The sequence below is a fragment of the Rossellomorea sp. GAMAL-10_SWC genome (assembly GCF_049568075.1).
Lineage (GTDB): Bacteria > Bacillota > Bacilli > Bacillales > Bacillaceae_G > Gottfriedia.
The window spans coordinates 3,052,825-3,075,113 of the sequence record NZ_CP144911.1; the positions used below are offsets into that span (position 1 = coordinate 3,052,825).

Below are 22,289 nucleotides of genomic sequence, written 5' to 3' on the forward strand. Positions count from 1 at the left end.
GAAGTTAAAGGAAGGAATAAAGAAGTTCAGGATTAATGGATTAGGAACTATTTAATACATCTGATTTAACTATTGTCCCTTATCTAATCCGCTTCTCCTTTTGTTCACACTAAAGTAAAAATGCTTGAAATACTTCGTTTCCTAGTAACTTCCCTTTATGAGTTAATCGAAGAAATACTCCATTCATCTCGACTAATCCATCTTTCATTAGTTTTTCAATTACGTTCGGAAATACTTCATTAAAGTTTGACCCAAATTTTTCTTGGAACTTTCTTTCCGAAACTCCCTGCATTTTACGTAACCCTAAAAACATTTCTTCTTCCATTTTTTCTTGCTTCGTTACCGTATGCTCATGAACAATTGGGACACCAGTATCATCGATTAACTGAAAATATTTCTTTAACGGCCCAGCATTTGAATATCGAATTCCATTAATATAGCCATGTGCTCCTGCACCAAATCCAAAATACTCTTCATTATTCCAATAAACAAGATTATGCTTACTTTCTAAGCCATTTTTTTCAAAATTGCTAATTTCATATTGATGAAAACCTTTTTCTTCTAAATACTTCATTAAAAAGTCATACATAGCTGCTTCATCTTCTTCAGGAGCCGGCTTAAGCTTGCCCCTATTCATTTCTATGTAAAAAACCGTTTTTGGTTCAATAATTAATGAATATGCCGAGATATGCTGAATTGGTAACTTCATCGCTTTATCCAACGAATCAATGAATTGTTCCATTGTTTGACCAGGTAATGCATACATTAAATCAAGATTAATATTATCAATTCCAACTTCTTTTGCAGTTTGAATTGCTTCTTCTATTTCATTAGGTGAATGTGTTCTTCCAATCTTTTTAAGTAAACCTTCATCAAATGTTTGCGCTCCAAAACTAATTCGATTCACTCCACCATCTTTTAAAATTTGAAGCTTCTCTTTTGAAATTTCATTCGGGTTACTTTCAAAGGTCATTTCAATTTCTTTATTCCCTTTAATGATCTGTTTATTAATCATATCTACTAACGTTTGAGTTTGAGGCAAAGTTAATGCAGTAGGAGTTCCTCCACCTACAAAAACTGTTTTCAAATCTGAAATCGGATTTCTTTTTAGACTTTCAACAATTTCTTTCTCAAGATATTCTAAATATTGATCAACCGGCTGACGGTCCATCATAAATTTATTAAAATCGCAGTAGTAACAAATCTGCTGACAAAATGGTATATGAATATAAACGGAAGATGCCATACCTTCTCCTCTTTTCTATGTGAAAAGCCCCTGATTCAATACCATCTAAGGTGAGATTCAGGGACTTTTGTTGATTTTAACTTTATGATTGTATATTTTCTTATCATATTTGTCTAATTAATCGCTTTACTTTTACTAATCATTATTTACATCTTACTTTTTATTAATAACAATTTGGGTAAAAAAATAATGATTCTTAAATTAAAAATGCCACCGTAAATAAATTACGGTGGCATTTTTAGGATGAATTCCTATTAATTATTAGTCATCCATACGTAAAACAGCCATGAATGCCTCTTGTGGAACCTCTACAGATCCAACAGCTTTCATTCGCTTTTTACCTTCTTTTTGCTTATCTAATAGCTTACGTTTACGTGAAATATCCCCACCGTAACATTTTGCTAATACGTTTTTACCCATTGACTTAATTGTTGAACGAGCAACGATTTTTTGTCCGATTGCCGCTTGAACTGGTACTTCGAACTGTTGTCTTGGAATAAGTTCTTTTAATTTTTCAACGATAATTTTTCCACGGTCATAAGCAGCGTCTCTATGAACGATAAATGATAGAGCATCTACTTGTTCACCGTTTAATAAAATATCCATTTTCACAAGTTTAGAAACTTTGTAGCCAATTAGCTCATAGTCAAATGATGCATAACCTTTTGTACTTGATTTTAATTGGTCAAAGAAATCATAAACAATTTCAGATAATGGAATTTCGTAAGTTAATGTTACACGGTTAGCATCTAAATATTGCATATCGATAAAGTTCCCGCGTTTCTTTTGGCAAAGCTCCATGATTGCTCCAACAAAGTCATTTGGAACCATAATTTTTGCTTTTACGTAAGGCTCTTCCACTCGATCAATTGATTGAGGATCTGGCATATGAGCAGGGTTATCAACAATAATCATTTCGTCTTTTGTTGTGTAAACATTATAAATAACACTTGGTGCTGTTGTAATTAAATCAATTTTGAATTCACGTTCAATACGCTCTTGAATGATTTCCATGTGTAATAATCCTAAAAATCCACAACGGAAACCAAATCCTAAAGCTTGTGAAGTTTCTGCTTCAAATTGTAAAGCTGCATCATTTAATTGAAGCTTTTCAAGTGCATCACGTAAATCATTATATTTAGAAGTATCAATTGGATATAATCCACAGAATACCATAGGATTTAATTTACGATAACCTGGTAGTGGCTCAGTTGCTGGATTCTCAGCAAGGGTAATTGTATCCCCAACGCGAGTATCTCCAACATTCTTAATAGAAGCTGTTAAGAAACCTACGTCACCTACAGTTAATTCGTCTCGTTGTGTAGTGCGAGGAGTGAATACTCCAGCTTCAACTACTTCAAATTCTTTACCTGTAGCCATCATTCTAATTTTTTGGCCTACTTTTACAGTACCTTCTACGATACGAATATAAGCTACAACACCACGATATGGATCGAATAATGAATCAAAAATAAGTGCTTTTAAAGGCCCATCTGGATCACCTGTTGGAGCAGGCACTTTCTCTACGATTTGTTCTAAAATTTCTTCTATTCCGATTCCTGCTTTAGCAGATGCTAATACCGCTTCAGAAGCATCTAATCCAATTACTTCTTCAACTTCTTGTCTTACACGTTCAGGCTCTGCACTTGGTAAGTCAATCTTATTAATAACCGGTAAGATTTCTAAGTCATTATCTAAAGCTAAATATACGTTCGCCAATGTTTGAGCTTCGATACCTTGTGCAGCATCAACTACAAGAATTGCGCCTTCACAAGCTGCTAAACTACGTGAAACTTCATAAGTGAAGTCGACATGTCCAGGGGTATCAATTAAATGAAGAATATATTCTTCTCCATTTTTAGCTTTATATTGTAACTGCACAGCATTTAATTTAATGGTAATTCCACGTTCACGCTCTAAATCCATTGAGTCTAATAGCTGAGACTTCATCTCACGCTGAGTTAATGCATTTGTTTTCTCAAGAATTCTATCTGCTAATGTAGATTTTCCATGGTCAATGTGTGCGATGATTGAAAAGTTTCTAATTCTCTTTTGTCTTTCTGATCTTGACTCTTTATTCATTTCATCACTCCTAAATTTCTCGACAGCATAGATAGTTTTGATTATATCAAAGAAATAGGGAAATATTCAATCTATATTAGCAGTATATGTCGAATGAAGTTTAGAAGGTCTAATTAAAGCTATCAATAATAGAAGGAATTTTTTCAACAATCTTAACCCCTTTTTCAGTTACATACGTAACAAAATGGGATAGTCCTTTACCAACAACTGTAAAATAATTAAATGCCCCTAATCTTTCTAAATGATCTTCTCTAATTGCTAGTCCTTCTTTCGTGTAATCCTTTCCAAAAAGTACTGGACCAGCTTTCCCATCTTCTTTTGAGATTTTTACTACATCGTCTACATGATAGTAATCAGTTGAAGTAACTTTACTTATTCCATCTTTTGCAACTTGCATACAAGTAATGATTGTTATCGAAAAAATGATGATTAGTGTAAAATACCGAACCATATATTTCATTTGTTTCTCCTCACTTACGAAATATTAATGAGTATATGAGCCAATATTGTCTTGATTAATTTTAGAATGCAGAGCAGCGTTCATACCGCCAGCAATAATATTTGCCATATCTTCAATAAATGTATCCACTTCTTTTGGTGTAACCATTAAATTATGACCTAGTGGTGATAGTACTTCATGAATTAATTTCCGTTTTTCATTTTCTTCAAGTGTTCCTACAATCCCCATAAATGCCATTCGTTCTTTTTCATTAGGCATATCTTCTTCGGTATACTTTTTCTTTTCTCCAAATGCCATTCCTGAAGGGATTAGCGCTTTAGCAGGCTTGTCTCCCTCTTTCATTTCTCGTCCAAAATGTTTTAAAATGAAGTCAATTGTATCACTTGTAATAGCAACAGCATCAACAACAGTTGGAACGCCAATAGCAATTACTGGAATACCTAGTGTTTCTTTACTTAGTTCCTTACGTTTATTCCCTATTCCAGAACCTGGATGAATGCCATTATCTGTAATTTGGATTGTTGTATTAACTCGCTCAATGGACCTAGCTGCAAGCGCATCAATTGCAATAACAAAATCTGGTTTTACTTTATCAATGACACCTGAAATAATATCGCTCGTTTCAATTCCAGTTATCCCCATTACACCAGGGGATAAAGCACAAACTGGACGATATCCATCTTGTACACTCTCAGGCTGTAATTCAAAAAGATGCTTCGTAACAACTAAATTTTCAACAACCATTGGACCAAGTGCATCAGGCGTCACATTCCAATTTCCTAATCCGACTACTAAACAAGTTTGCTCTTCCGTAATGCCTAAATTTTTTAGGAATGCAGAAAACTCGTTTGCAAAAACTTTTTCAACCTTTTCTTGAAGTTCAGTATCTTGTTCACGAATCCCCTGAACTTGAAGTGTTAAATAATTCCCTGGCTTTTTACCGATTCTTTCAGATGCTGATTCTTTAATATGAACATGAGAAATACTTACACCATCTGCTTCACGTTCTTTGACGATTACGCCGGTAATTTCTTCCTTTGACTGTTCACGCTCCTCGAGCATCTCTTTTGCCTCTACTGCTAAATCTGTTCGAACACTATATTGACTTAAATCTAACTCACTCATTTATCTAGCCTCCACAATACTCATCGAAATTTAACAATTCTCTTCTTAACTAGTTTAGCTAGATGTTACTAATTCTAAACGAGTTGTTTATTTTTCTTTTGAAAAGGCGAAAATAGCTTTATGAATTCTATTGCCAAATGGGACTTGTTTTGATAAAATAAGTTTTGTTCTATTTGTATTCGAGGCAAATTTCTCGACTGCATTCGGGAGGTGAAAGGTATGCCAAATATTAAATCAGCTATTAAACGTGTAAAAACAGCTGAAGCTCATCGTGCTCACAACGCATCTCTAAAATCAGAAATGCGTACTGCAGTGAAAACTGTTGAAGCTTTAGTTACTAATAACGAAACTGAAAAAGCGCAAGAAGCTTTATTAACTGCTTCTAAAAAATTAGATAAAGCTGTTAACAGCAATCTAATCCACAAAAACGCTGCTTCACGTCAAAAGTCTCGTTTAGCTAAAAAAGTTAACGCTATGAACGCGTAATGAATTAAATGGTGTCTCAGATGAGACACCATTTTTTCGTGCAATAAAGTTTTTTAATTTCAAAAGACAGGACCACTTATCGCATAAGTTTATTACATTCGCGAATCATAAACTCTATATAATCAATCGCATCTTTTCTTCTTGTAAAAATTGATTTGTAATATGATTTTTTTTGATTAGTTCGTAATCTCATTGACTCGTTAATAATCTTATGCCATCTTTTGGGTACAGCCTCTAAAACATATTCACCTGCTCCTACTTTCGATGTAATATCTTTTTCTTTAAATGTATAATAAAGTCGAGAAATTCCCAAAATCCCCCATTCAATACTTCTTAAACTTATAAATAAACTCAAGTATTTAACTGTAGGAAACTTCTTACTGTTGTTTAACCAGCTAAGCCAATAAGAATTAAGATTGTCTCTCATATTAGCTAGTATTGTATCCCAGTTTACCGAAATATCCATATTATCAATATTTAGCCCTCTGACAGTTATGCCGTATTTTTTTAATTGAAAAGCATCTATGGAGTTCTTTTGAAATTTATTTAAACCTTGAAACTTCCCATCATTGAAACGAACACATAATATCCCTTCTTCATTTAAGGACTCAATATCTTCATTAAGAATATACCACCCATCCAAAATTGTATTAGGAAACTTTCTTTGCACATCTTTATGAATTTCTTTAAGTTTCTTTAAATCGGCATCAGATACTTTGCGCTTAACAACTGCTATAAAATCGATATCGCTAAATCCATTCTTAAAAGCACCTAATGTAATTGATCCATAAAGATAAAAAGAATCAATTAAATTGGGTAATTTTAAATCAAAATATTGTAAGTATGTAGCTAATACAACGTTTATTTCTTTAGGAATTTCCTTCATTCACCCATCTCCCAAATAGCTCTTCTTGGTAAATATTAACAATTACTACATTATAACAAATTGTAAAAGTTGTAGACTGAAAATCATGGCCTTTTTATAACACAAAAATGGCAGTCCAATTTAATGTTATCGGACTGCCATTTGATTTGTTTTTATACTCATTTAAGACTGAATTTCTTACAATTATTTATTTAATTGAAGAATCAACATTTCAAGGATCATAACCTTATCTCCTTGACCAGTTTTCATTTTGTAATCAACTTCAGCAATTAATCGTATTGCTTCTTTCAATTCACTTGCTTGAAAGTTATTCGCTTGCTTTTGTCCATAAAACACTCTTCCTGGTGATACACCAACTGAAGAGGCAATTTGATTATTTGAATATCCACTACTTGATAATTGTTTTATTCCGTACAATAATCTAAACTGACTAGCTAACAAGGCAACTATTTTTATCGGTTCTTCACCTATAAATAATAATTCATGAAGAATTTTAAGTGCCTCAGTTGTCTGTCTTACTGCTGTTTTTTCAATAAGAGAAAAAACGTTTTGTTCAATGGTTTTTGCTACCATCATTTCTACTAGGTCTGCATCAACTTCGCCTTCATTCCCAATAAACAATTGTAGCTTCTCACATTCAAGTTTTAAAATTGATAAATTATTTCCAACTAGTAATTTTAATTTTTCAATTGCATCTTTAGTAATCGTTACATTCCCAGTGAAACGCTCTTTAATCCAGCCGTCTAAATTACTCGTTTCAACAGGATGACATTCAACTAGCTCTACTTGTTTTTTTATCGCTTTTGTTACTTTTTTCCGCTCATCCAATTTTTCAAAAGGAGCAACAAAAACAACAGTAGTAAAAGGCGCAGGATTTTCAATATAATCAAATAGTGGTTCTATATCTTGTACAATTTTTTCTTTTTGAGCTGTTAAAAACAAACATGATTTTATGATGATAACTTTATTTCCACCGAAAAAGGACGGTGTTTGTGCATCCTCAAGTGCTTCACTTAAATAAGACTCTTTTAAATCATATGTTTGATAGTTAAAATCATCAATTTCTCCTTGTAAAGCTGCTTTCACGATTAAGTTTTCTGCTTCTTGAAGTAAAAAATCTTCAGTACCTACCAATAAATACATTGGCGACACATTCTTTTTCAATTTTTTATGTAAATCATTAATCATGTTTTGCTCCTCTACACTAATTTTCTTAGTATAGTATAACATGTCCTACATGAGAAGGAAGAGATTAGTAAATACTAATCTCTAATTTATATTAACGTTTTAAATAAAGACCCGGTTTCTTCATTTAAAACGGTATAACTAAAACAAACATACTATGGATTTTTTAGTTATATTGATTTATACTAAAATTGAATTAGGAGGGGTTATTTGTGAATACTTTTGAAAAAAATGTTCAAAGCAAACGTAATGATTCAACAGATTCTGGCGTTGGCTTTGCTGTTTCATTTGGTTTCTTCGCTACTCTATTTATCATCGCAACAATTGTGGAGTTTGTTACGAGATAATACATAGAATCAAATGACGGGACTGCCTCGGCAGTCTTTTTAATTTCTTTCTTGGTTTCTGTTATTTGTTTTACGATATGCTTTAAATGTATAAATGGTACCTTGTCCTCTTTTAAATTCATAAGTTATTGCACCAAGTTCATCAGTACGTAAGGTTTTAACATTGTACTTTTTTAATCGATCAAGTACTTCTTTTGTTGGATGACCATATCGATTTTTTTCGCCAACTGAAATAATGCCAATTTTAGGCATAACTGCTTTAATAAATCTTTCGGAAGTAGATGTTTTGCTCCCATGATGCCCTATTTTCAAAACATCTGCCTTTAAATCAGGATATTTAGAGATCAGTCGATTTTCTCCATTTTCATCTAAATCACCAGAAAACATCCAATTCTTTCCGCCTATATATGCCTTTAAAACAATTGACCCTTGGTTTTCCTCACCTACATAGTCTTTAATTGGCGAAATCACTTGAAAATAATTTGTATCGATTTTCCAACTCATACCTTCGCTTATTTTTTTAATTTCGACTCCCTTTTTTATGGCTATACTAATTCTTTCTTTTTCTGCTGAAGTAAATTCCGTCTTGTCACCTACGATTAATTGTTTAACATTAAATGACTGTAGTACCTCTTTTCCACCTCCAATATGATCAATGTCACCATGTGTAAATATTAATTTATCTATTTTACTAATTCCTTCTCCTTTTAATAATGGAATCAATAGATCATTGCCAGTAGAAAATGGCTTTTTACGCTTCATCCATGTTTCTTCTTTACCAGTTAACTTACCTCCAGTATCAATTACATAATTCCCTTTATTAAAAGGCAATTTTATTAGTATACAGTCTCCTTGACCTACATCTATAAACATAATCTTTCCAACAGGGTTAATAGAGGGATATACTAAATGACCGAATATAAGAATAAATAATCCAATCAGGCAATTCATCAATAATTTCTTATCTTTCTGACTTTCCATAAAGTATAAAATTAAAAATATTAACACGATATAAATAAACAGTATTCCTTTTGAAGGATGTATAAAAATCAACTTAATAAATGGTAATTGCATGCAAATACTCAATAATTTATCTGACATGTTAATAAAGAGTGTTAGCAATAATGTTAACATTTCGCTGATTTCTAAATTAATAAAACTTAAACCAAAACAAAAAATACATAGTGGCATTATAATAAAACTAATATAAGGAATGAAAAGTAAGTTGATTATTATACTGTATGGTGATAATTCATGAAAATTAAAAAGTAATATAGGGATTGATGCTAATTGGGTAATACTCGATGTATAAAGAGCCCTTGCATACCAAGATTTGTAATTTAAAATTTGTTCAGAAGTTAAAACCAATACAAAACTTGTTACAAAGGAAAATTGAAATCCAATATCATCAATATAATTTGGTTTTGCAAATAACATGATTATACAAGAACTAAATAATAGTGAAGTAATGTCAACTTTCATTTTCGCTAACTTGTAGAAGCAAACTAGAACCCCAATAATAACTGCCCTGACAACTGATGCTGAAGCACCTGCAAGAAATCCATACGATATAATACACAAAATCGTTATAAAAAAACTGGTTTCCTTCGTTACTCCAATTCTAATCAATAGAAAATAGATACCAAGACTCAATAAACTAATATGAGAACCGCTAATCGCAAGTAAATGCACAATCCCAACTATTTGATATTGAGATTCTGTAATTGCATTCATTTTTGTACGGTCCCCAAATAGTAGAGCATTAATATAACCTTCTGTATTGGAATTAAAATTTACCTCTACATATTTAGTTAATGCATGTCGACTATAATTTATTGATTGAATGATGGTCCGTTTTCCATTTTCACAATCCCCTAAACTATTTGGATTAGCAGTAATAATCCAGTGAATCCCTTGATTTAATAAGTATTTCTTATAATTAAACAAGTATGGGTTAGAGTTTTCTAAAGGCAATGTAACCTCACCTTTTACTTCACATATTTCACCAATTTTTCTTTTTTGAAAAACTTTTAATTGTTCTTTTGTATTAGCAAAACTATTAAGTAAGATCTCTTGATTATGGAGTTTAAATGTAAACGAAACCTTATTACCATCTATTATTGGAGTAGAAGTAATTTCACCACGAACATTTTGCGAGGGCTTTGGTTTAGAGGAAATCATTTTATTGTTTTGTAGGTAACATATACTTGAGGTAATACATAGCGAAATAACACAAATTATTAAAAGCAGCCATTTTTTCTTTCCGACTAAAAAAATCATTAAAATGAGTAATATTAATATAAAGAATAAATTATCGCTTTTAAAAAAGACGATTGTTATTATTTGTACAAAAACAATATAAGCCAGATAAATACTCATAATAATTTAAATTAGCGAATGACAATATACGGAGTCATTTTTTCAATGGATTTTTTACCGATTCCATTTACAGATTCTAATTGTTCTACTGAAGTAAATGGTCCGTTTTGATCAATATACTCTAAAATATTTTTTGCTTTCGTTGGACCAACACCCGGTATTTTTTCCAAATCTGACTGTGATGCATGGTTTATATCAATCATCTCATTTTGTTTAGTTTCATCCCCTCTATTAGTAATGATAGTTTGATCGGTTTCTTCTCCAATGAACGGTACATAAATGACCATCTCGTCAACTATTTTTTCGGCTAAATTAACCTTATTAACATCAGCTTTTTCTTTAAATCCCCCCGCCAATCTAATCACGTCAAAAACACGTTCTCCTTCATTACATTGGATTAGACCTGGTTTTTGTATTGCACCTTTTACATCAACCATAAATACTTTTGAATTCACTGGCATACTAACTTCTTTTTTCTGATCATCTTTCTTCTTTACTATTTCTTCTTCAATTGTTTGTTTCGCAAAAACCACTTCATTTTTACGCTCGGTTTGATAAAAATTCACGACTAATATACCGACAATTACGAGACCGAGCCAAACTAGTTTATTATGAATTAACTTTTTCATTATTAGTCCTCCATTTAACTTATATCATTATTTTCGACCTTGCTTCATATAGTGTAGGAGAGAATGTATGCAAAGGAAGGGATGTACTCATGAACGTAGGAATCATAGGTACAGGAAATATGGGCACTATATTGCTCAATGGATTTATAAAATCAAATGCCGTGAAGCCCTCCGAAATAACTGTTACAAACCGCTCAATGTATAAAGCTTATGAGCTAAAAAATATATATCCTGATTTAAATGTTGTTGAGACAGCCAAAGAAGTAATTACCGCTTCTGAAATTGTATTAGTGTGTGTAAAGCCTTTAGAAATTCAGCCACTTTTATCATCTTTACAAAAATATTTCACTAAAAAACATTGCGTTATATCGATTACTAGTCCAATTAATGTTGAACAATTAGAGGCGATCTTACCATGTCAAGTTGCACGCGTTATTCCAAGTATTACGAATCAAGCATTGAGTGGGGTAACTTTAGTTAATTTCGGGAATAGGTGTACGGCCAAAAGTAAGGAACAAATAATCGAACTTTTTTCGAACATATCTAAGCCAGTCATGATTACAGAAGATATCACAAGAGTTTCATCGGATATCGCAAGCTGTGGACCCGCATTTTTTAGTTACTTGCTTCAAAAATTTATTGATGCGGCTGTTTGTCAAACTTCAATTTCAAAAGAGCAAGCAACGATCTTAGCTGAAGAAATGATTATTGGTTTTGGAAAACTAATTGAACAAAAACATTTTACGCTTGAGACACTTCAAGAAAAGGTATGTGTAAAAGGCGGAATTACTGGTGAAGGTATTAAAGTATTAGAAGCACGAGTAGGAGATTTATTCGAAGAAATTTTTGAAAAAACACATGATAAGTTTGATAAGGAAATTGAGCGAGTAAAGGAACAATTTTGATTAACTTTAAAATGATTATACTGCTTTACTCCTTTCGTAACAAAAATACAAAATTCAATTTTGTACGTCTAACAAATAAAAAAACCCTTTAAGAAAAGGAATTTTCTTAAAAGGGTTTTTTTATTTTTTCATTGTAATAAAAAAGATTCGTTCAGAAGTATCATCTACAACTTCATCGAAATCTGCTATGATTTCTTTTACTTCGAATCCAGTTTGATTTAACAATGATTTATACGTATTAATTGGAAATGTTCTTTGATTGTGATATTCTTCGAAGCGTTCATATAAATCACGATTTTCCTCTTTCATAAAGAAAACTAAATCATGTTCAACACTTAATGGATGTTCCCCTTGCGTACAAGACCAGACTAAGCTTAACTCTGCATCATCAATAAAAAATGTCTCTTCACCAAAGATTTCTTCAATTTTATATGGAGAATGTACATCAAATAAAAATAAACCATTATCTTTTAAGCTTTCATTTACTCTTATAAAGGTTTGTTTCACTTGATCTTCTGTTTCTAAATAATTAAGTGAATCACAGAAAATCGTTACACAATCTAATTGATCAAACCCTTCTAATTCCACCATATTTTGTTGAAAAAAAGGGATATTAACTTTTTCAATTTCTGCTTTAGCCATTGCAACACTTAACATTTCCTCAGATAAATCAACCCCGCTAATTGAATAATTCAATTTTGCCAATGAGATGGGTAATGTACCTGTTCCACAACCTATATCTAAAATTGAAGGCTGAAGCATTTCATATTTTTGAAATGCATCTTTTAGGAATTGAACCCATCTTTCATATGGGACATCATTCATTAATTGATCATACAAATACGCGAAGCGATTGTATGTCATGAAAGAAGCTCTCCGTAAACATCAAGAGAAGGTGCATCTCCCCAAAGTTTTTCTAAGTTGTAATAGTTTCTTTCGTCACGATGGAAAACATGAACGACAACGTCACCGATGTCTACTAATACCCAACGAGCTTCGTCAAATCCTTCTAGACGTTTAACATCTTTACCATTTTGTAGAGCTTGATCTTTCACTTCTCTTGCAATAGCCTGAACTTGCTTATCTGAATTACCGTGACAAATAATGAAATAATCTGCAATTGCAGAGATTCCTTTCATATCTAATACGACTAAATCCTCAGCTTTTTTATCGTCAGCAGCATTTACAGCTAGCTTCATTAATTCTTTTTCATTCATTTTTTTATTCCCCCTGGCTTTTAACTTGCTTTAATATTGAGTTATATGTTTTAACCGTTAATGGGTAGACTGTTTGTTCTTTAGCAATCAAAAATGTAATTGTATTTTTTAATGCAAATAATAAAGCTCGATCTAAATCTTGATCCGCTAATCCACGAGCTTCCTCTACACCTGGAAAATTACGATTAGGTTCAATATAATCTGCTACATATATTACTTTATCTAATAAATTCATCTCTTTATGACCACTTGTATGATATGTGATTGCTTGTAATATCTCTTGATCATCAATTCCATATTCATGTTCAGTAAGATATGCACCAACAGGAGCATGCCATAATTCTTTATTGTACTTTAAAAGCTTTAATGAAAGTTTATTTTCTTCCATTATTGATTTTAAGTCTTTAATCGGCATGCATTTTGCGACATCATGGAAAATTGCAGCTAGTTCTGCTTTTTTTACATCCGCACCATACTTTTCGGCTAGCCTAACTGCTGTCTCCATCACACCAATAGTATGTGTAAAACGCCCATTCGTTAGTTTTTCTTTTACAAGTGAAAGTGCTTTTTGTTTATCCATTAATCCGCTTCTCCTCTAATTAACGGTATTTTACATATTAAGGTAGTACGATTGTTTTATTTTCTTCAGACTCTTTATATAAAACAACTGTATGTCCAATTACTTGTACTAGTTCAGCGTTTGTACCTTCAACAAGCTGATCTGCTACATCATAACGATCATCATCACAATTTTGAAGTATACTTACTTTTAAAAGTTCCCTTACTTCAAGCGCTTCTGAAATTTGTTTAACCATATTTTCATTAACTCCACCTTTACCTACTTGAAAAATAGGGTTTAAGTGATGAGCTTTCGAACGTAAAAATCTTTTTTGTTTACCTGTTAACATTTTGTTCCTCCAAGTTTTCTTTCTAATAATGAGTATGCATCAATGGTATTTGGAAAAATTCCCGTCCACTCTTGAAATGCTAATGCTCCTTGATATATAAACATCGGTAATCCGTTTTGTATAGTCGCATTTCTTTCTTCAGCTTCTTTTAAGAATACTGTTTTAAATGGGCTATATATTAGGTCCGATACAATTGCATCTGGTGATAAATTCGTTAGTGCTATTGGCGTGCTATTTTCATTTGGCTTCATTCCAACAGAAGTTGTTTGAATAATAAGAGAAAAGTTACCTAAATGTTCTTCAGCATCTGAAATGGGCATAATATTAACTTCATTCATCAGCTTACCATCTAGTAGATCCTCTGCTTTTTCTAACGTTCGGTTGGTGATTGTAATATGCTTAACCCCTAAGTGCAGTAAACTATAAAGGATTGCTCTAGCAGCACCGCCTGCACCGATGATTAAAATCTTTTCATCTTCAATCGGATTTTTCAAAACATAAGATAAGCCCCTACAATAACCGATTCCATCCGTATTTTTACCATAAAGTTTTCCATTTTTATTGATGACAGTATTAACTGCCCCAATTGCTTTTGCTAATGGATCTATTTCATCTAAGTACTGCATAATTTCTACTTTTAGTGGTGCTGTTACATTAAATCCTTTAACTGTTGAACGAAATTCTGTCATAACTGATTCTAATTCTGTTATCCCAACTTCTTTTGCAGAATAGTGACCCGAAATCTGATTAGAGCCAAACCATTCATTATGCATAGTTGGTGACATTGAATGACCAATCGGTTGACCGATTACATAATATTGGTCTTTCATTTCTCAGCCCCCAAATTATTCTTATATAATAGAATTACGAAGAGTTACAGATACACCTTTTGGTACATGAGCAACAATTTTAGCACCTGGTTCATTCACTGTGATCCATCCTAACCCTGAATAAACTATATCAGTTTTAGCATCTTTTATCATAAATTCATGTTTCACTAATTTAGGAAGCTCATTTATTTGTTCACCATATGGTGGGACTAATAATTCCCCAGCTTGTCTTTCATATAAATCATCAGCATTTTCTTGTTTAGTACGATGAATTGATAATTCGTTTGAGAAGTGACAAGTAAAAGAACGTCTTCCACCCTCTAAATAATCAAAACGGGCTAAACCACCAAAGAATAATGTTTGTCCTTCATTTAATTGATAAACCATAGGCTTAATTTCTTTTTTTGGTGTAATGATCTTTAAACCTTTTTTATCAACGAAATGAGCCATTTGATGATGATTAATAATACCTGGTGTATCAATTAGATCACTCTGATCATCAAGTGGGATTTGAATCATATCAAGTGTTGTACCCGGAAAATGCGATGTTGTAATGATATTACTATTCTCTTCACTATAACGTTTAATCATCGTATTGATAAATGTTGATTTTCCAACATTTGTACAACCTACAACGTATACATCCTTACCCTCACGATGCTTTTCAATACTTTCAGCTAATTCATCTATACCAGTGCCTTTTACTGCACTAATTAAATGAACACCTACAGGTTTAAGTCCCCAACGTTTTGCAGTTCCGCTCATCCATTGCGTAAGCTTATTTTTCTTAACTGACTTCGGAATTAAATCTGCCTTATTTCCAACTAATAATATTTTGTTGTTTCCAACGAATCGATTAATTCCATTTAACCAGCTACCAGAAAAATCAAAAACATCAACGACTTTAATAACAAGACAATCCTTAGAACCTATCCCATTTAAGATACGAATAAAGTCAGAATCAGTCAACTCTACATCTTGAATCTCATTATAGTTTTTTAAACGGAAACAACGTTGGCAAATAATCTCTTCTTTTTCTAATGAAGATGGAGGTGCATATCCAAGCTTATTCTTATCTTCTGTTTGAATTTCAACCCCACAACCAATACATCTAACTTCTGTATTACTCACTTTTTATCCTCCCATTGTAGCAATCCTTGCTTCCTTAAGGATGAAAGAATTCTACGTTCTACCATTCGATTAAATCTTGTCCAAATTCCATCTGTACTTGCAACCGGAACAACTAAAATTGTATGAATTCCTTGACGATTACCACCAAATACGTCTGTAAGCAATTGATCACCAATCATCACGACTTCATTTGGCTTTAAATTCATTTGTTTATATGCTTTTTTATATGATGTAGCGAGTGGCTTACGCGCACGATGAATGAATGGAATTCCTAAAGGATCACAAAACTTTCCAACACGCTCAGCATTGTTATTCGATACAACTGTAATTTTGATCCCTGCATCATCCATGCTTTTAAACCATTTCGTTAGCTCTGGAGTAGCTAATGGACGGTCCCACTCTACTAATGTGTTATCTAAATCAGTAATGATCCCTTTTATTCCTAAGCCTTTTAAATGCCCAGGCGTAATTGCATAAACATTATTAACAGTTTCACTCGGTAAAAATTTATTAAACATTATTACACCTCAATATATTCTTAAAATCGTTCGACAAATAACTACAATCATTCTAACTGTGGATAAATCTTATACACATTATCCTTAGTCCAAGAACCTACCTTTTTTAGAATATATAAACAATTTACCCACAACTTATCCACCTATTTCTGTGGATAAACGAACGATTGTTCTATTTTTAAAAATTTGATACATTAAGTTTACGAAGAAATTCAAAAAACTTTTCTCACTCGGAGGTGAATGCCCAACCGGGCAAATAATATGTACAAATTAAATGATGAGTTGTTACTTGAGTCCTACAAAAAAGCTCTAGGTTTACAGCTTGATCCTGCCTTCATTTATTTAATTGAAAAAGAAATTAAACGAAGAGGTCTAGATTACTATATAAAAAAAACATCTTAAACATTTTTATTATTTTCAATATATGCAAATAATACAAGTGAAATTAAAATACAAGCACTCTTTACAATAACAGAAAAAGAACCATCTTTCTATACGATGGCCCTCATTTCGTGAAAAAAAGTGCATACTTAGTGTAATTTACCAAGATTTTGACCAACTCTGATTGCTTGGCCAGATTGAAGTTTCAAATTTGGTGAAAAACTATTAGCTTCAAAAAGTAAAACAACTGTAGAACCGAAAGAAAAATACCCTACTTCTTCACCTTTTTTCAAACGCTTTTCTTCTTTGGTTACTACGATTGTGTTAACAAACATAGCACCAACTTTAATCATCGCAACATGTTTATTGTTTTCAGAGCATAATACTTCAGAAATAACTCGATAATTTTTTGAAAGTGGATCTTTACCATAAGTTAATCCTGCTTTATTTACTGGATAAGATTTAGCACCTAACTCGAATTGTGATACAATTTCGCCATCGATCGGGCTATGTATACGATGGTAATGGCTAGGACTTAAATACAAGACCATATAATAACCCTCATCATATTTATCTGCCATTTCCTTTGAACCTAACATCTCAATAATGCTATATGTCTTTCCTTTAACGACAAATTTAATATCCATCTCAATTTTCCCACATGACTCTAACACACCATCTACCGGACAAGCTAATTCACTTTCTCCTGCATGAATCGGTCTAGCATTTTGCTTTAGTTCTCTAGTAAACAAAGCATGTAAAGTAGGAAAAACAGTCTCTTTACTCTCATCCATATTTAAATTAAACGCTTTAATATAAGGATTAATAAATACCCTACTAAATCTAGAAGTAGCAAGCCTATGCAAAAGACCCGAAGTAAAACGATTATTCGTCAACTCTATAAACAAACGATAAAAACTCTGTTTCATCAATGTACTCCTAACTAAAATTATATATATAAATTTATAACATATTATTCCAAAACTAACAAAACCCTAAATGTCTTACTTTCGCTGCTATAAATTGTTTATTCTTATAATATTACTTGCACTCTCTGCTTCTTTAATGATCCTGCCATTGCTATCCTTTACTATTCCCTTTACCGAAAACACTTAAAATCCCTGTATCTTACTTGTCACTAACTGTTCACCAAGATTTCACACTGAGTTCACATTAAGCTGGTACAATTACTGATGTAATATACATTAGGAGGTTGCCTATGTTGAAAGATCAAAGCTTAGGTGAATGGACTAACACACTTTTAATATATAAATTTGCGTTAGATGAAATCAATACTAAAATTAGAATTTTAAATGAAGAATTTACTTTAACTCATAATCATAATCCAATAGAACACGTAAAATCTCGCTTAAAAAAACCTGACAGTATAATAGAAAAGCTTGAGCGAAAAGGATTAGAACTTACCCAATATAATTTGGAAAATTATATGAGTGATATAGCTGGAGTTCGTATTAGTTGTTCATTTATTAGTGATATTTATATGATTTATGAACTATTAAAACAACAAGATGATATCCATATAATAGAAATAAAAGATTATATAAAAAATCCAAAACCAAATGGCTATAAAAGCTTTCATATGATTATTGAAATTCCAATTTTCCTTGCTTCTGAAACGAAAAGAGTAAAAGTGGAAATCCAAATTAGAACCGTTGCAATGGATTTCTGGGCAAGCCTTGAACACAAGATTTTTTATAAATACAATAAAAAGGTACCAAAAGCAATTATCGAAAGTCTAAATGAAGCTTCTGCAACTGTAAATTCATTAGACTATAAAATGGAAATGATTAGAGATCAAGTAAATCAGCTGAATTGAATAAAATAGAACTAACGCTAGGCTATTTTCTTTCCTAGTATTCCTAATATTAAATTTAGTAATAAAGAAACAAGGTATATTGACATACCTTGTTTTTTAGAGTGTTGAAATATAAATAGGTCAAAAATATATTAAGTGAACCTTTATTGATTTGATAAAATAATTCATTCTTTGATGATCTAATAATGTTTTTAAATGTTAATATGTTTGAGTAGTTTTATAATATCAACAAACTCTAGTAATTGTATATTTCTTGAGAAGTTAAAGAAATTTCAAATTGATTTATAAGCTGTTATGCTACTCTAAGTAAAGGATCTTAAATTAGGTTTTTAGTGTATCTTTTTTTGATGAATAAATTGATTGGAATGGAGGGATGCTCGACTCCTATGGGATAAGCGGGAAGGCTGAGACCCCGCAGGCGCGGCCGAGGAGGCTCAGCTCTCGCCCCATGGAAAGCGAGCATCTCGTAGTGGAAATCAATCTCACTAAACCCCTTTACGAAAATTTGGTAATTTAATTAACAAGGGATATTAGCATACCTTGTTTTTTTAATTAGGTTTTAGTACATTCTCAACTCATATAATCCACTCAATCTTTCATATATTAAATAACAAAGCTTTTAAAAGAATTACACTCATATATTCTATTTCTAGTTCTTTCAGCTTTAAATTTAAGATAAAATAGGATATGTTAGTATAAATATAAATTAGAAAGTTTATGAACATAGATCAAAAAATTGGAGGAGCCGATTTGGATAATGAATTAAACTATAAAACAATCATTCCAGAAAATATTCCGAATGAACGTAAGTCCGCCTTAAAAACACTTGGCTACTATTTTTTAATATTTATTGTTGGTTTGAACTTACTAATCTTGATTGCTTCAATATGGGGTATGATTTTTGTTAGTGTAGCGGATATAAACCTTACTGAAAAACAATTTGATAATCTTGTAAATACCGTATCAATTTATTCGGATTCAATTTTTGGTGTCCTCAGCTTATTATGGCTCTATTATTATACGAAGAAAAAAGGACTTCTAACTTTAAGACGAATAAATATAAATGTGATTGATGTTGTGATCGTTTTAGGGGCATACGTAGTTCTTATGGCTTCTTCACAACTTCTTGATGTTATTTTTCAACATTTCAATTACTCAATTGCTACGCCAGATAACCAAAAAGCAGTGGAAGGCTTATTACGGACAAATCCAGTCCTTATGATTATATCTGCGGTTATTCTTGCACCAATAAAAGAAGAATGGATTACACGAAAGTTAATTATTGGATCAATTTTTAAAAACTCGCCGATTATTGGTTTAATTGTAAGTTCATTTGGGTTTGGTTTATTGCATATGCTTGCTGGTTTTTCAATCTATGCATTACTATCTTATTCTTTAGCTGGTTTAATTTTTGGTATTATCTATATCAAAACAAAAAAAATCGAAGTTACGATTTTTGCCCATTTTTTAAATAACTTAGTTTCAATTATTGCTTTTTTTATTGTAAACTAACAAAAAAAACGCTCTAAGGAGCGTTTTTATAATGTTTTTATGAGGTGTTTTATGAATTACTTATTTATACTAATCGGAGGATTTTTTGGAGCAATTCTCCGTTACCTAATAGGTCTATCAATCCATCCTCTTTCAAATGGATTTCCAATTCAAACGTTTTTAATTAATATAATAGGATGCTTCTTTTTAGGTTTCTTTTTACCTATGGCTAAAGTTAAATTAAAACCTGAATATACTTTACTAATCGGAACTGGATTTACTGGAGCATTCACTACATTCTCTACTTTTTCACTTGAAAATGTTGCCCTGATGGATGAAAAAAAATTGCTAGTAAGTTTAGTCTATATCATCTCAAGTTTAGTGATTGGAATAAGTTTGGCGTATCTTGGTTTTAAAGGGGCTGAGAAATTCAACAAAGTAAAAGGAGAAACCTCATCATGATTTTTATTGTTGGAATAGGTGGGGGAATCGGAGCAATTTTTCGTTATGCCCTTGGAAACTATGTTAATAAAAAAGTTAAAACAAATTTCCCTGATGGAACATTCGTTATAAACATACTCGGATCGTTTATTTTAGGTTTACTAAACCATTTATATCTCGATAAATCGATTTCTACTACAATGTGGCTGTTTATTGGGGTAGGAATATTAGGTGGGTTTACAACCTTTTCTACATTTGGTTACGAATCGATTCAATTATTGGTTGCAAAAAAGTATAAAACTGCGTTATCTTATATCATTTTATCTACTATTATTAGTATTTGTAGTGCATATGTCGGTTTTCATATTTTTAGATGAACCGATAAATTTAAATCTAAAACAAAAACCTCTGTTCCCAGAGATTTCAGACTGTTGATAAGCGCTCGCTTTCTTCGTTGCTTCGTCTGTCTGCGGTGCTCATTACCGTCAAAGGTAACTCCGCTCCTCACCTGCCTTCGCGCCTCGAAAGACAAGCGTTTTCAATCAGTCTGAAAATCAAATTTTAGAACTTTGTCTACACACTGAAACCTCTGTTCCCAGAGGTTTTTTTATTTTCAATTTTCACCAGCCGAAATCTAGTGTTTTACCAGCTTCTGCATAAGTTTTTACATTACTTAAAATCATTGGCCAGGTTGATTTCGTATTTTCATAAGAAGGGTGATTTTCTGGCCATTTGTCGTTTACTAGTGTTAATTTTGTGCATTCACCCGTCTCTTCAAGTGTAAGTGTAATTCTAGTTTCTAATTCAGCATGATTTTCACGGTAAACTGGGCCTGGATGTTCTGTATAGCTCATCATTTTATGAGGCTCAAATGCTAGAATTTCTCCATAAACATGCACTGTATGATCTCCAGCTTCTCCTGGTCCGACATATTCATATTGTGCTCCGACTTCAAATGTTGATTTTAAAATACAACCAAAAAAGATAGCTTTAGTTCCTTCTGGCGAAACAAATATGTTCCACACCTCTTCAGGTTTAGCCCCAATATAAAACTCATACTTAAGATCTTCCATTTTCTCATCCTCCATTTGTTTTATGTGTAGAATGATGAATTGATTCTAGATGACACTTCCATTATATACCAAAAACGGATCAACTTATTATTTCATTTGTTTTCCAGTACTTATAGATTAAAATTAAATCATACGAAATTTATTTAAAGCTAAAGAATCAATTTTAATGAGGGGTGACAAGATGAATTTAACTTATGAAGTGATTGACGAGAATCAAATGGAATTATGTAAAGATTTATGTAATGAATTAATGACTTTTCAGAAGGCAAAAGCGAAGATAAAACCAGAGTTGTTTGATCGTATGAATTTCGATTCACGTATGGTTCCTTCAGTAAAAAAGGCTATACATAATTATATTGTGATCGTGAAAGATGAAGATCAAATTGTTGGTTACGTTTATTCAAATATTTCTCCAAAAGAAGTATATTCAAGCGAATTTGCAACTTTTTTTGACCTTTCTTCAGTCCATAAAAAGAATGTTGGATGTTTATCTCAATTTTACATTAAAGAAGAATATAGAAAATATGGAGTAGGCTCTAAACTATTCAAAATGTCAATGAACTGGCTAAAGCAATTTGATGATGTAGAGGATTATTTTATCTATGTTTCAAATGGAAATGAAGACGCTCTAGAATTTTATAAACGTAAGGGATTCTCTGTTAGTCATACAATATTAGATGGGTTTATAACGGTTTTAAGAAGTAACGATCAATTTCAAACAATTTAAGAACA

General features: G+C 32.0%; 26 protein-coding genes. 9 read left to right on the forward strand and 17 right to left on the reverse strand.

Features of this window, described 5'->3' with window-relative positions; translation table 11 throughout:
- Positions 1 to 109 precede the first annotated feature (109 nt).
- From hemW to gpr, 4 genes are all read right to left on the reverse strand, one after another.
- On the reverse strand, positions 110 to 1,246 hold the full coding sequence (gene hemW / locus V5E38_RS15175) for a coproporphyrinogen-III oxidase family protein (RefSeq protein ID WP_499210647.1): 1,137 nt from the start codon (positions 1,244 to 1,246) through the stop codon (positions 110 to 112).
- A gap of 261 nt (positions 1,247 to 1,507) precedes the next feature.
- Positions 1,508 to 3,328 (reverse strand): translation elongation factor 4, encoded by a 1,821-nt coding sequence (gene lepA, locus V5E38_RS15180; protein ID WP_097978151.1) that lies wholly within the window; start codon positions 3,326 to 3,328, stop codon positions 1,508 to 1,510.
- 109 nt (positions 3,329 to 3,437) lie between these two features.
- Complete coding sequence (locus V5E38_RS15185) at positions 3,438 to 3,788, reverse strand: DUF3679 domain-containing protein (protein ID WP_069035097.1); 351 nt, start codon at positions 3,786 to 3,788, stop codon at positions 3,438 to 3,440.
- A 24-nt stretch (positions 3,789 to 3,812) separates the two neighbouring features.
- Positions 3,813 to 4,913, reverse strand: a complete 1,101-nt coding sequence (gene gpr / locus V5E38_RS15190; protein WP_499210648.1) for a GPR endopeptidase — start codon at positions 4,911 to 4,913, stop codon at positions 3,813 to 3,815.
- Between the two features lie 219 nt (positions 4,914 to 5,132).
- Between gpr and rpsT the strand changes: the two genes are divergently transcribed.
- Positions 5,133 to 5,399 carry a 30S ribosomal protein S20 gene (gene rpsT, locus V5E38_RS15195; RefSeq protein WP_056472820.1) on the forward strand — a complete coding sequence of 89 codons (267 nt, stop codon included), beginning with the start codon at positions 5,133 to 5,135 and terminating at the stop codon, positions 5,397 to 5,399.
- A gap of 76 nt (positions 5,400 to 5,475) precedes the next feature.
- Here the strand turns inward: rpsT and V5E38_RS15200 are convergent, their stop codons facing one another.
- Together V5E38_RS15200 and holA are read right to left on the reverse strand one after the other, a co-directional pair.
- A complete protein-coding gene (locus V5E38_RS15200; RefSeq protein ID WP_499210649.1) occupies positions 5,476 to 6,285 on the reverse strand; it encodes a DUF4111 domain-containing protein in 810 nt (269 codons plus the stop codon).
- A gap of 183 nt (positions 6,286 to 6,468) precedes the next feature.
- Positions 6,469 to 7,473, reverse strand: a complete 1,005-nt coding sequence (gene holA / locus V5E38_RS15205) for a DNA polymerase III subunit delta (RefSeq protein ID WP_176522626.1) — start codon at positions 7,471 to 7,473, stop codon at positions 6,469 to 6,471.
- 209 nt (positions 7,474 to 7,682) lie between these two features.
- Here holA and V5E38_RS15210 point away from each other — a divergent pair, with 209 nt between their 5' ends.
- A complete protein-coding gene (locus V5E38_RS15210) occupies positions 7,683 to 7,817 on the forward strand; it encodes a YqzM family protein (RefSeq protein ID WP_097978154.1) in 135 nt (44 codons plus the stop codon).
- Positions 7,818 to 7,856: 39 nt separating this feature from the next.
- On the opposite strand, the gene V5E38_RS15215 is transcribed toward V5E38_RS15210, so the two are convergent.
- Together V5E38_RS15215 and V5E38_RS15220 are read right to left on the reverse strand one after the other, a co-directional pair.
- Positions 7,857 to 10,196: a ComEC/Rec2 family competence protein gene (locus V5E38_RS15215; protein WP_499210650.1), complete on the reverse strand. Its 2,340-nt coding sequence runs from the start codon at positions 10,194 to 10,196 to the stop codon at positions 7,857 to 7,859.
- Positions 10,197 to 10,207: 11 nt separating this feature from the next.
- The gene (locus V5E38_RS15220) at positions 10,208 to 10,825 is read right to left on the reverse strand and encodes a helix-hairpin-helix domain-containing protein (protein ID WP_499210651.1); all 618 of its coding nucleotides are present in this window, start codon (positions 10,823 to 10,825) and stop codon (positions 10,208 to 10,210) included.
- Between the two features lie 89 nt (positions 10,826 to 10,914).
- Between V5E38_RS15220 and comER the strand changes: the two genes are divergently transcribed.
- A complete protein-coding gene (comER, locus tag V5E38_RS15225; RefSeq protein ID WP_097978157.1) occupies positions 10,915 to 11,730 on the forward strand; it encodes a late competence protein ComER in 816 nt (271 codons plus the stop codon).
- Positions 11,731 to 11,850: 120 nt separating this feature from the next.
- Here comER and V5E38_RS15230 read toward each other — a convergent pair whose 3' ends face one another.
- Genes V5E38_RS15230 through V5E38_RS15260 form a run of 7 tightly spaced genes read right to left on the reverse strand, consistent with a single transcriptional unit; the run spans position 11,851 to position 16,334 of the window.
- Positions 11,851 to 12,594, reverse strand: a complete 744-nt coding sequence (locus V5E38_RS15230) for a class I SAM-dependent DNA methyltransferase (protein WP_499210652.1) — start codon at positions 12,592 to 12,594, stop codon at positions 11,851 to 11,853.
- Positions 12,591 to 12,947 (reverse strand): ribosome silencing factor, encoded by a 357-nt coding sequence (gene rsfS / locus V5E38_RS15235; RefSeq protein WP_097978159.1) that lies wholly within the window; start codon positions 12,945 to 12,947, stop codon positions 12,591 to 12,593. Before rsfS ends, V5E38_RS15230 begins: the two co-directional genes overlap by 4 nt.
- Before the next feature lie 4 nt (positions 12,948 to 12,951).
- Positions 12,952 to 13,527, reverse strand: a complete 576-nt coding sequence (gene yqeK, locus V5E38_RS15240) for an HD domain-containing protein (RefSeq protein WP_499210653.1) — start codon at positions 13,525 to 13,527, stop codon at positions 12,952 to 12,954.
- 37 nt (positions 13,528 to 13,564) lie between these two features.
- Positions 13,565 to 13,855: a ribosome assembly RNA-binding protein YhbY gene (gene yhbY / locus V5E38_RS15245; protein WP_097978161.1), complete on the reverse strand. Its 291-nt coding sequence runs from the start codon at positions 13,853 to 13,855 to the stop codon at positions 13,565 to 13,567.
- On the reverse strand, positions 13,849 to 14,685 hold the full coding sequence (aroE, locus tag V5E38_RS15250; RefSeq protein ID WP_097978162.1) for a shikimate dehydrogenase: 837 nt from the start codon (positions 14,683 to 14,685) through the stop codon (positions 13,849 to 13,851). Before aroE ends, yhbY begins: the two co-directional genes overlap by 7 nt.
- Positions 14,686 to 14,706: 21 nt before the next feature.
- Positions 14,707 to 15,816, reverse strand: coding sequence for a ribosome biogenesis GTPase YqeH (yqeH, locus tag V5E38_RS15255; RefSeq protein WP_499210654.1), 1,110 nt, complete (start codon positions 15,814 to 15,816; stop codon positions 14,707 to 14,709).
- Complete coding sequence (locus V5E38_RS15260) at positions 15,813 to 16,334, reverse strand: YqeG family HAD IIIA-type phosphatase (protein WP_499210655.1); 522 nt, start codon at positions 16,332 to 16,334, stop codon at positions 15,813 to 15,815. Before V5E38_RS15260 ends, yqeH begins: the two co-directional genes overlap by 4 nt.
- 261 nt (positions 16,335 to 16,595) lie before the next feature.
- Here V5E38_RS15260 and V5E38_RS15265 point away from each other — a divergent pair, with 261 nt between their 5' ends.
- On the forward strand, positions 16,596 to 16,736 hold the full coding sequence (locus tag V5E38_RS15265) for a sporulation histidine kinase inhibitor Sda (protein WP_069035227.1): 141 nt from the start codon (positions 16,596 to 16,598) through the stop codon (positions 16,734 to 16,736).
- 128 nt (positions 16,737 to 16,864) lie between these two features.
- On the opposite strand, the gene V5E38_RS15270 is transcribed toward V5E38_RS15265, so the two are convergent.
- The gene (locus tag V5E38_RS15270; RefSeq protein WP_499210656.1) at positions 16,865 to 17,644 is read right to left on the reverse strand and encodes a phosphatidylserine decarboxylase; all 780 of its coding nucleotides are present in this window, start codon (positions 17,642 to 17,644) and stop codon (positions 16,865 to 16,867) included.
- Between the two features lie 290 nt (positions 17,645 to 17,934).
- Here V5E38_RS15270 and V5E38_RS15275 point away from each other — a divergent pair, with 290 nt between their 5' ends.
- The 4 genes from V5E38_RS15275 (at position 17,935) to crcB (V5E38_RS15290) (ending at position 20,861) form a co-directional block, all read left to right on the forward strand.
- Positions 17,935 to 18,552 (forward strand): GTP pyrophosphokinase, encoded by a 618-nt coding sequence (locus V5E38_RS15275; RefSeq protein ID WP_499210657.1) that lies wholly within the window; start codon positions 17,935 to 17,937, stop codon positions 18,550 to 18,552.
- Between the two features lie 750 nt (positions 18,553 to 19,302).
- Entirely contained in the window at positions 19,303 to 20,064 is a 762-nt protein-coding gene (locus V5E38_RS15280; protein ID WP_176522628.1) for a CPBP family intramembrane glutamic endopeptidase, read from the forward strand.
- A 51-nt stretch (positions 20,065 to 20,115) separates the two neighbouring features.
- On the forward strand, positions 20,116 to 20,505 hold the full coding sequence (gene crcB, locus V5E38_RS15285; RefSeq protein WP_499210658.1) for a fluoride efflux transporter FluC: 390 nt from the start codon (positions 20,116 to 20,118) through the stop codon (positions 20,503 to 20,505).
- Positions 20,502 to 20,861, forward strand: a complete 360-nt coding sequence (gene crcB / locus V5E38_RS15290; protein WP_499210659.1) for a fluoride efflux transporter FluC — start codon at positions 20,502 to 20,504, stop codon at positions 20,859 to 20,861. The genes crcB (V5E38_RS15285) and crcB (V5E38_RS15290) overlap by 4 nt, the downstream gene beginning before the upstream one ends.
- 243 nt (positions 20,862 to 21,104) lie before the next feature.
- On the opposite strand, the gene V5E38_RS15295 is transcribed toward crcB (V5E38_RS15290), so the two are convergent.
- A complete protein-coding gene (locus tag V5E38_RS15295; RefSeq protein WP_499210660.1) occupies positions 21,105 to 21,557 on the reverse strand; it encodes an SRPBCC family protein in 453 nt (150 codons plus the stop codon).
- Positions 21,558 to 21,738: 181 nt separating this feature from the next.
- Here V5E38_RS15295 and V5E38_RS15300 point away from each other — a divergent pair, with 181 nt between their 5' ends.
- Positions 21,739 to 22,284: a GNAT family N-acetyltransferase gene (locus V5E38_RS15300; RefSeq protein ID WP_499210661.1), complete on the forward strand. Its 546-nt coding sequence runs from the start codon at positions 21,739 to 21,741 to the stop codon at positions 22,282 to 22,284.
- Positions 22,285 to 22,289: the final 5 nt, after the last annotated feature.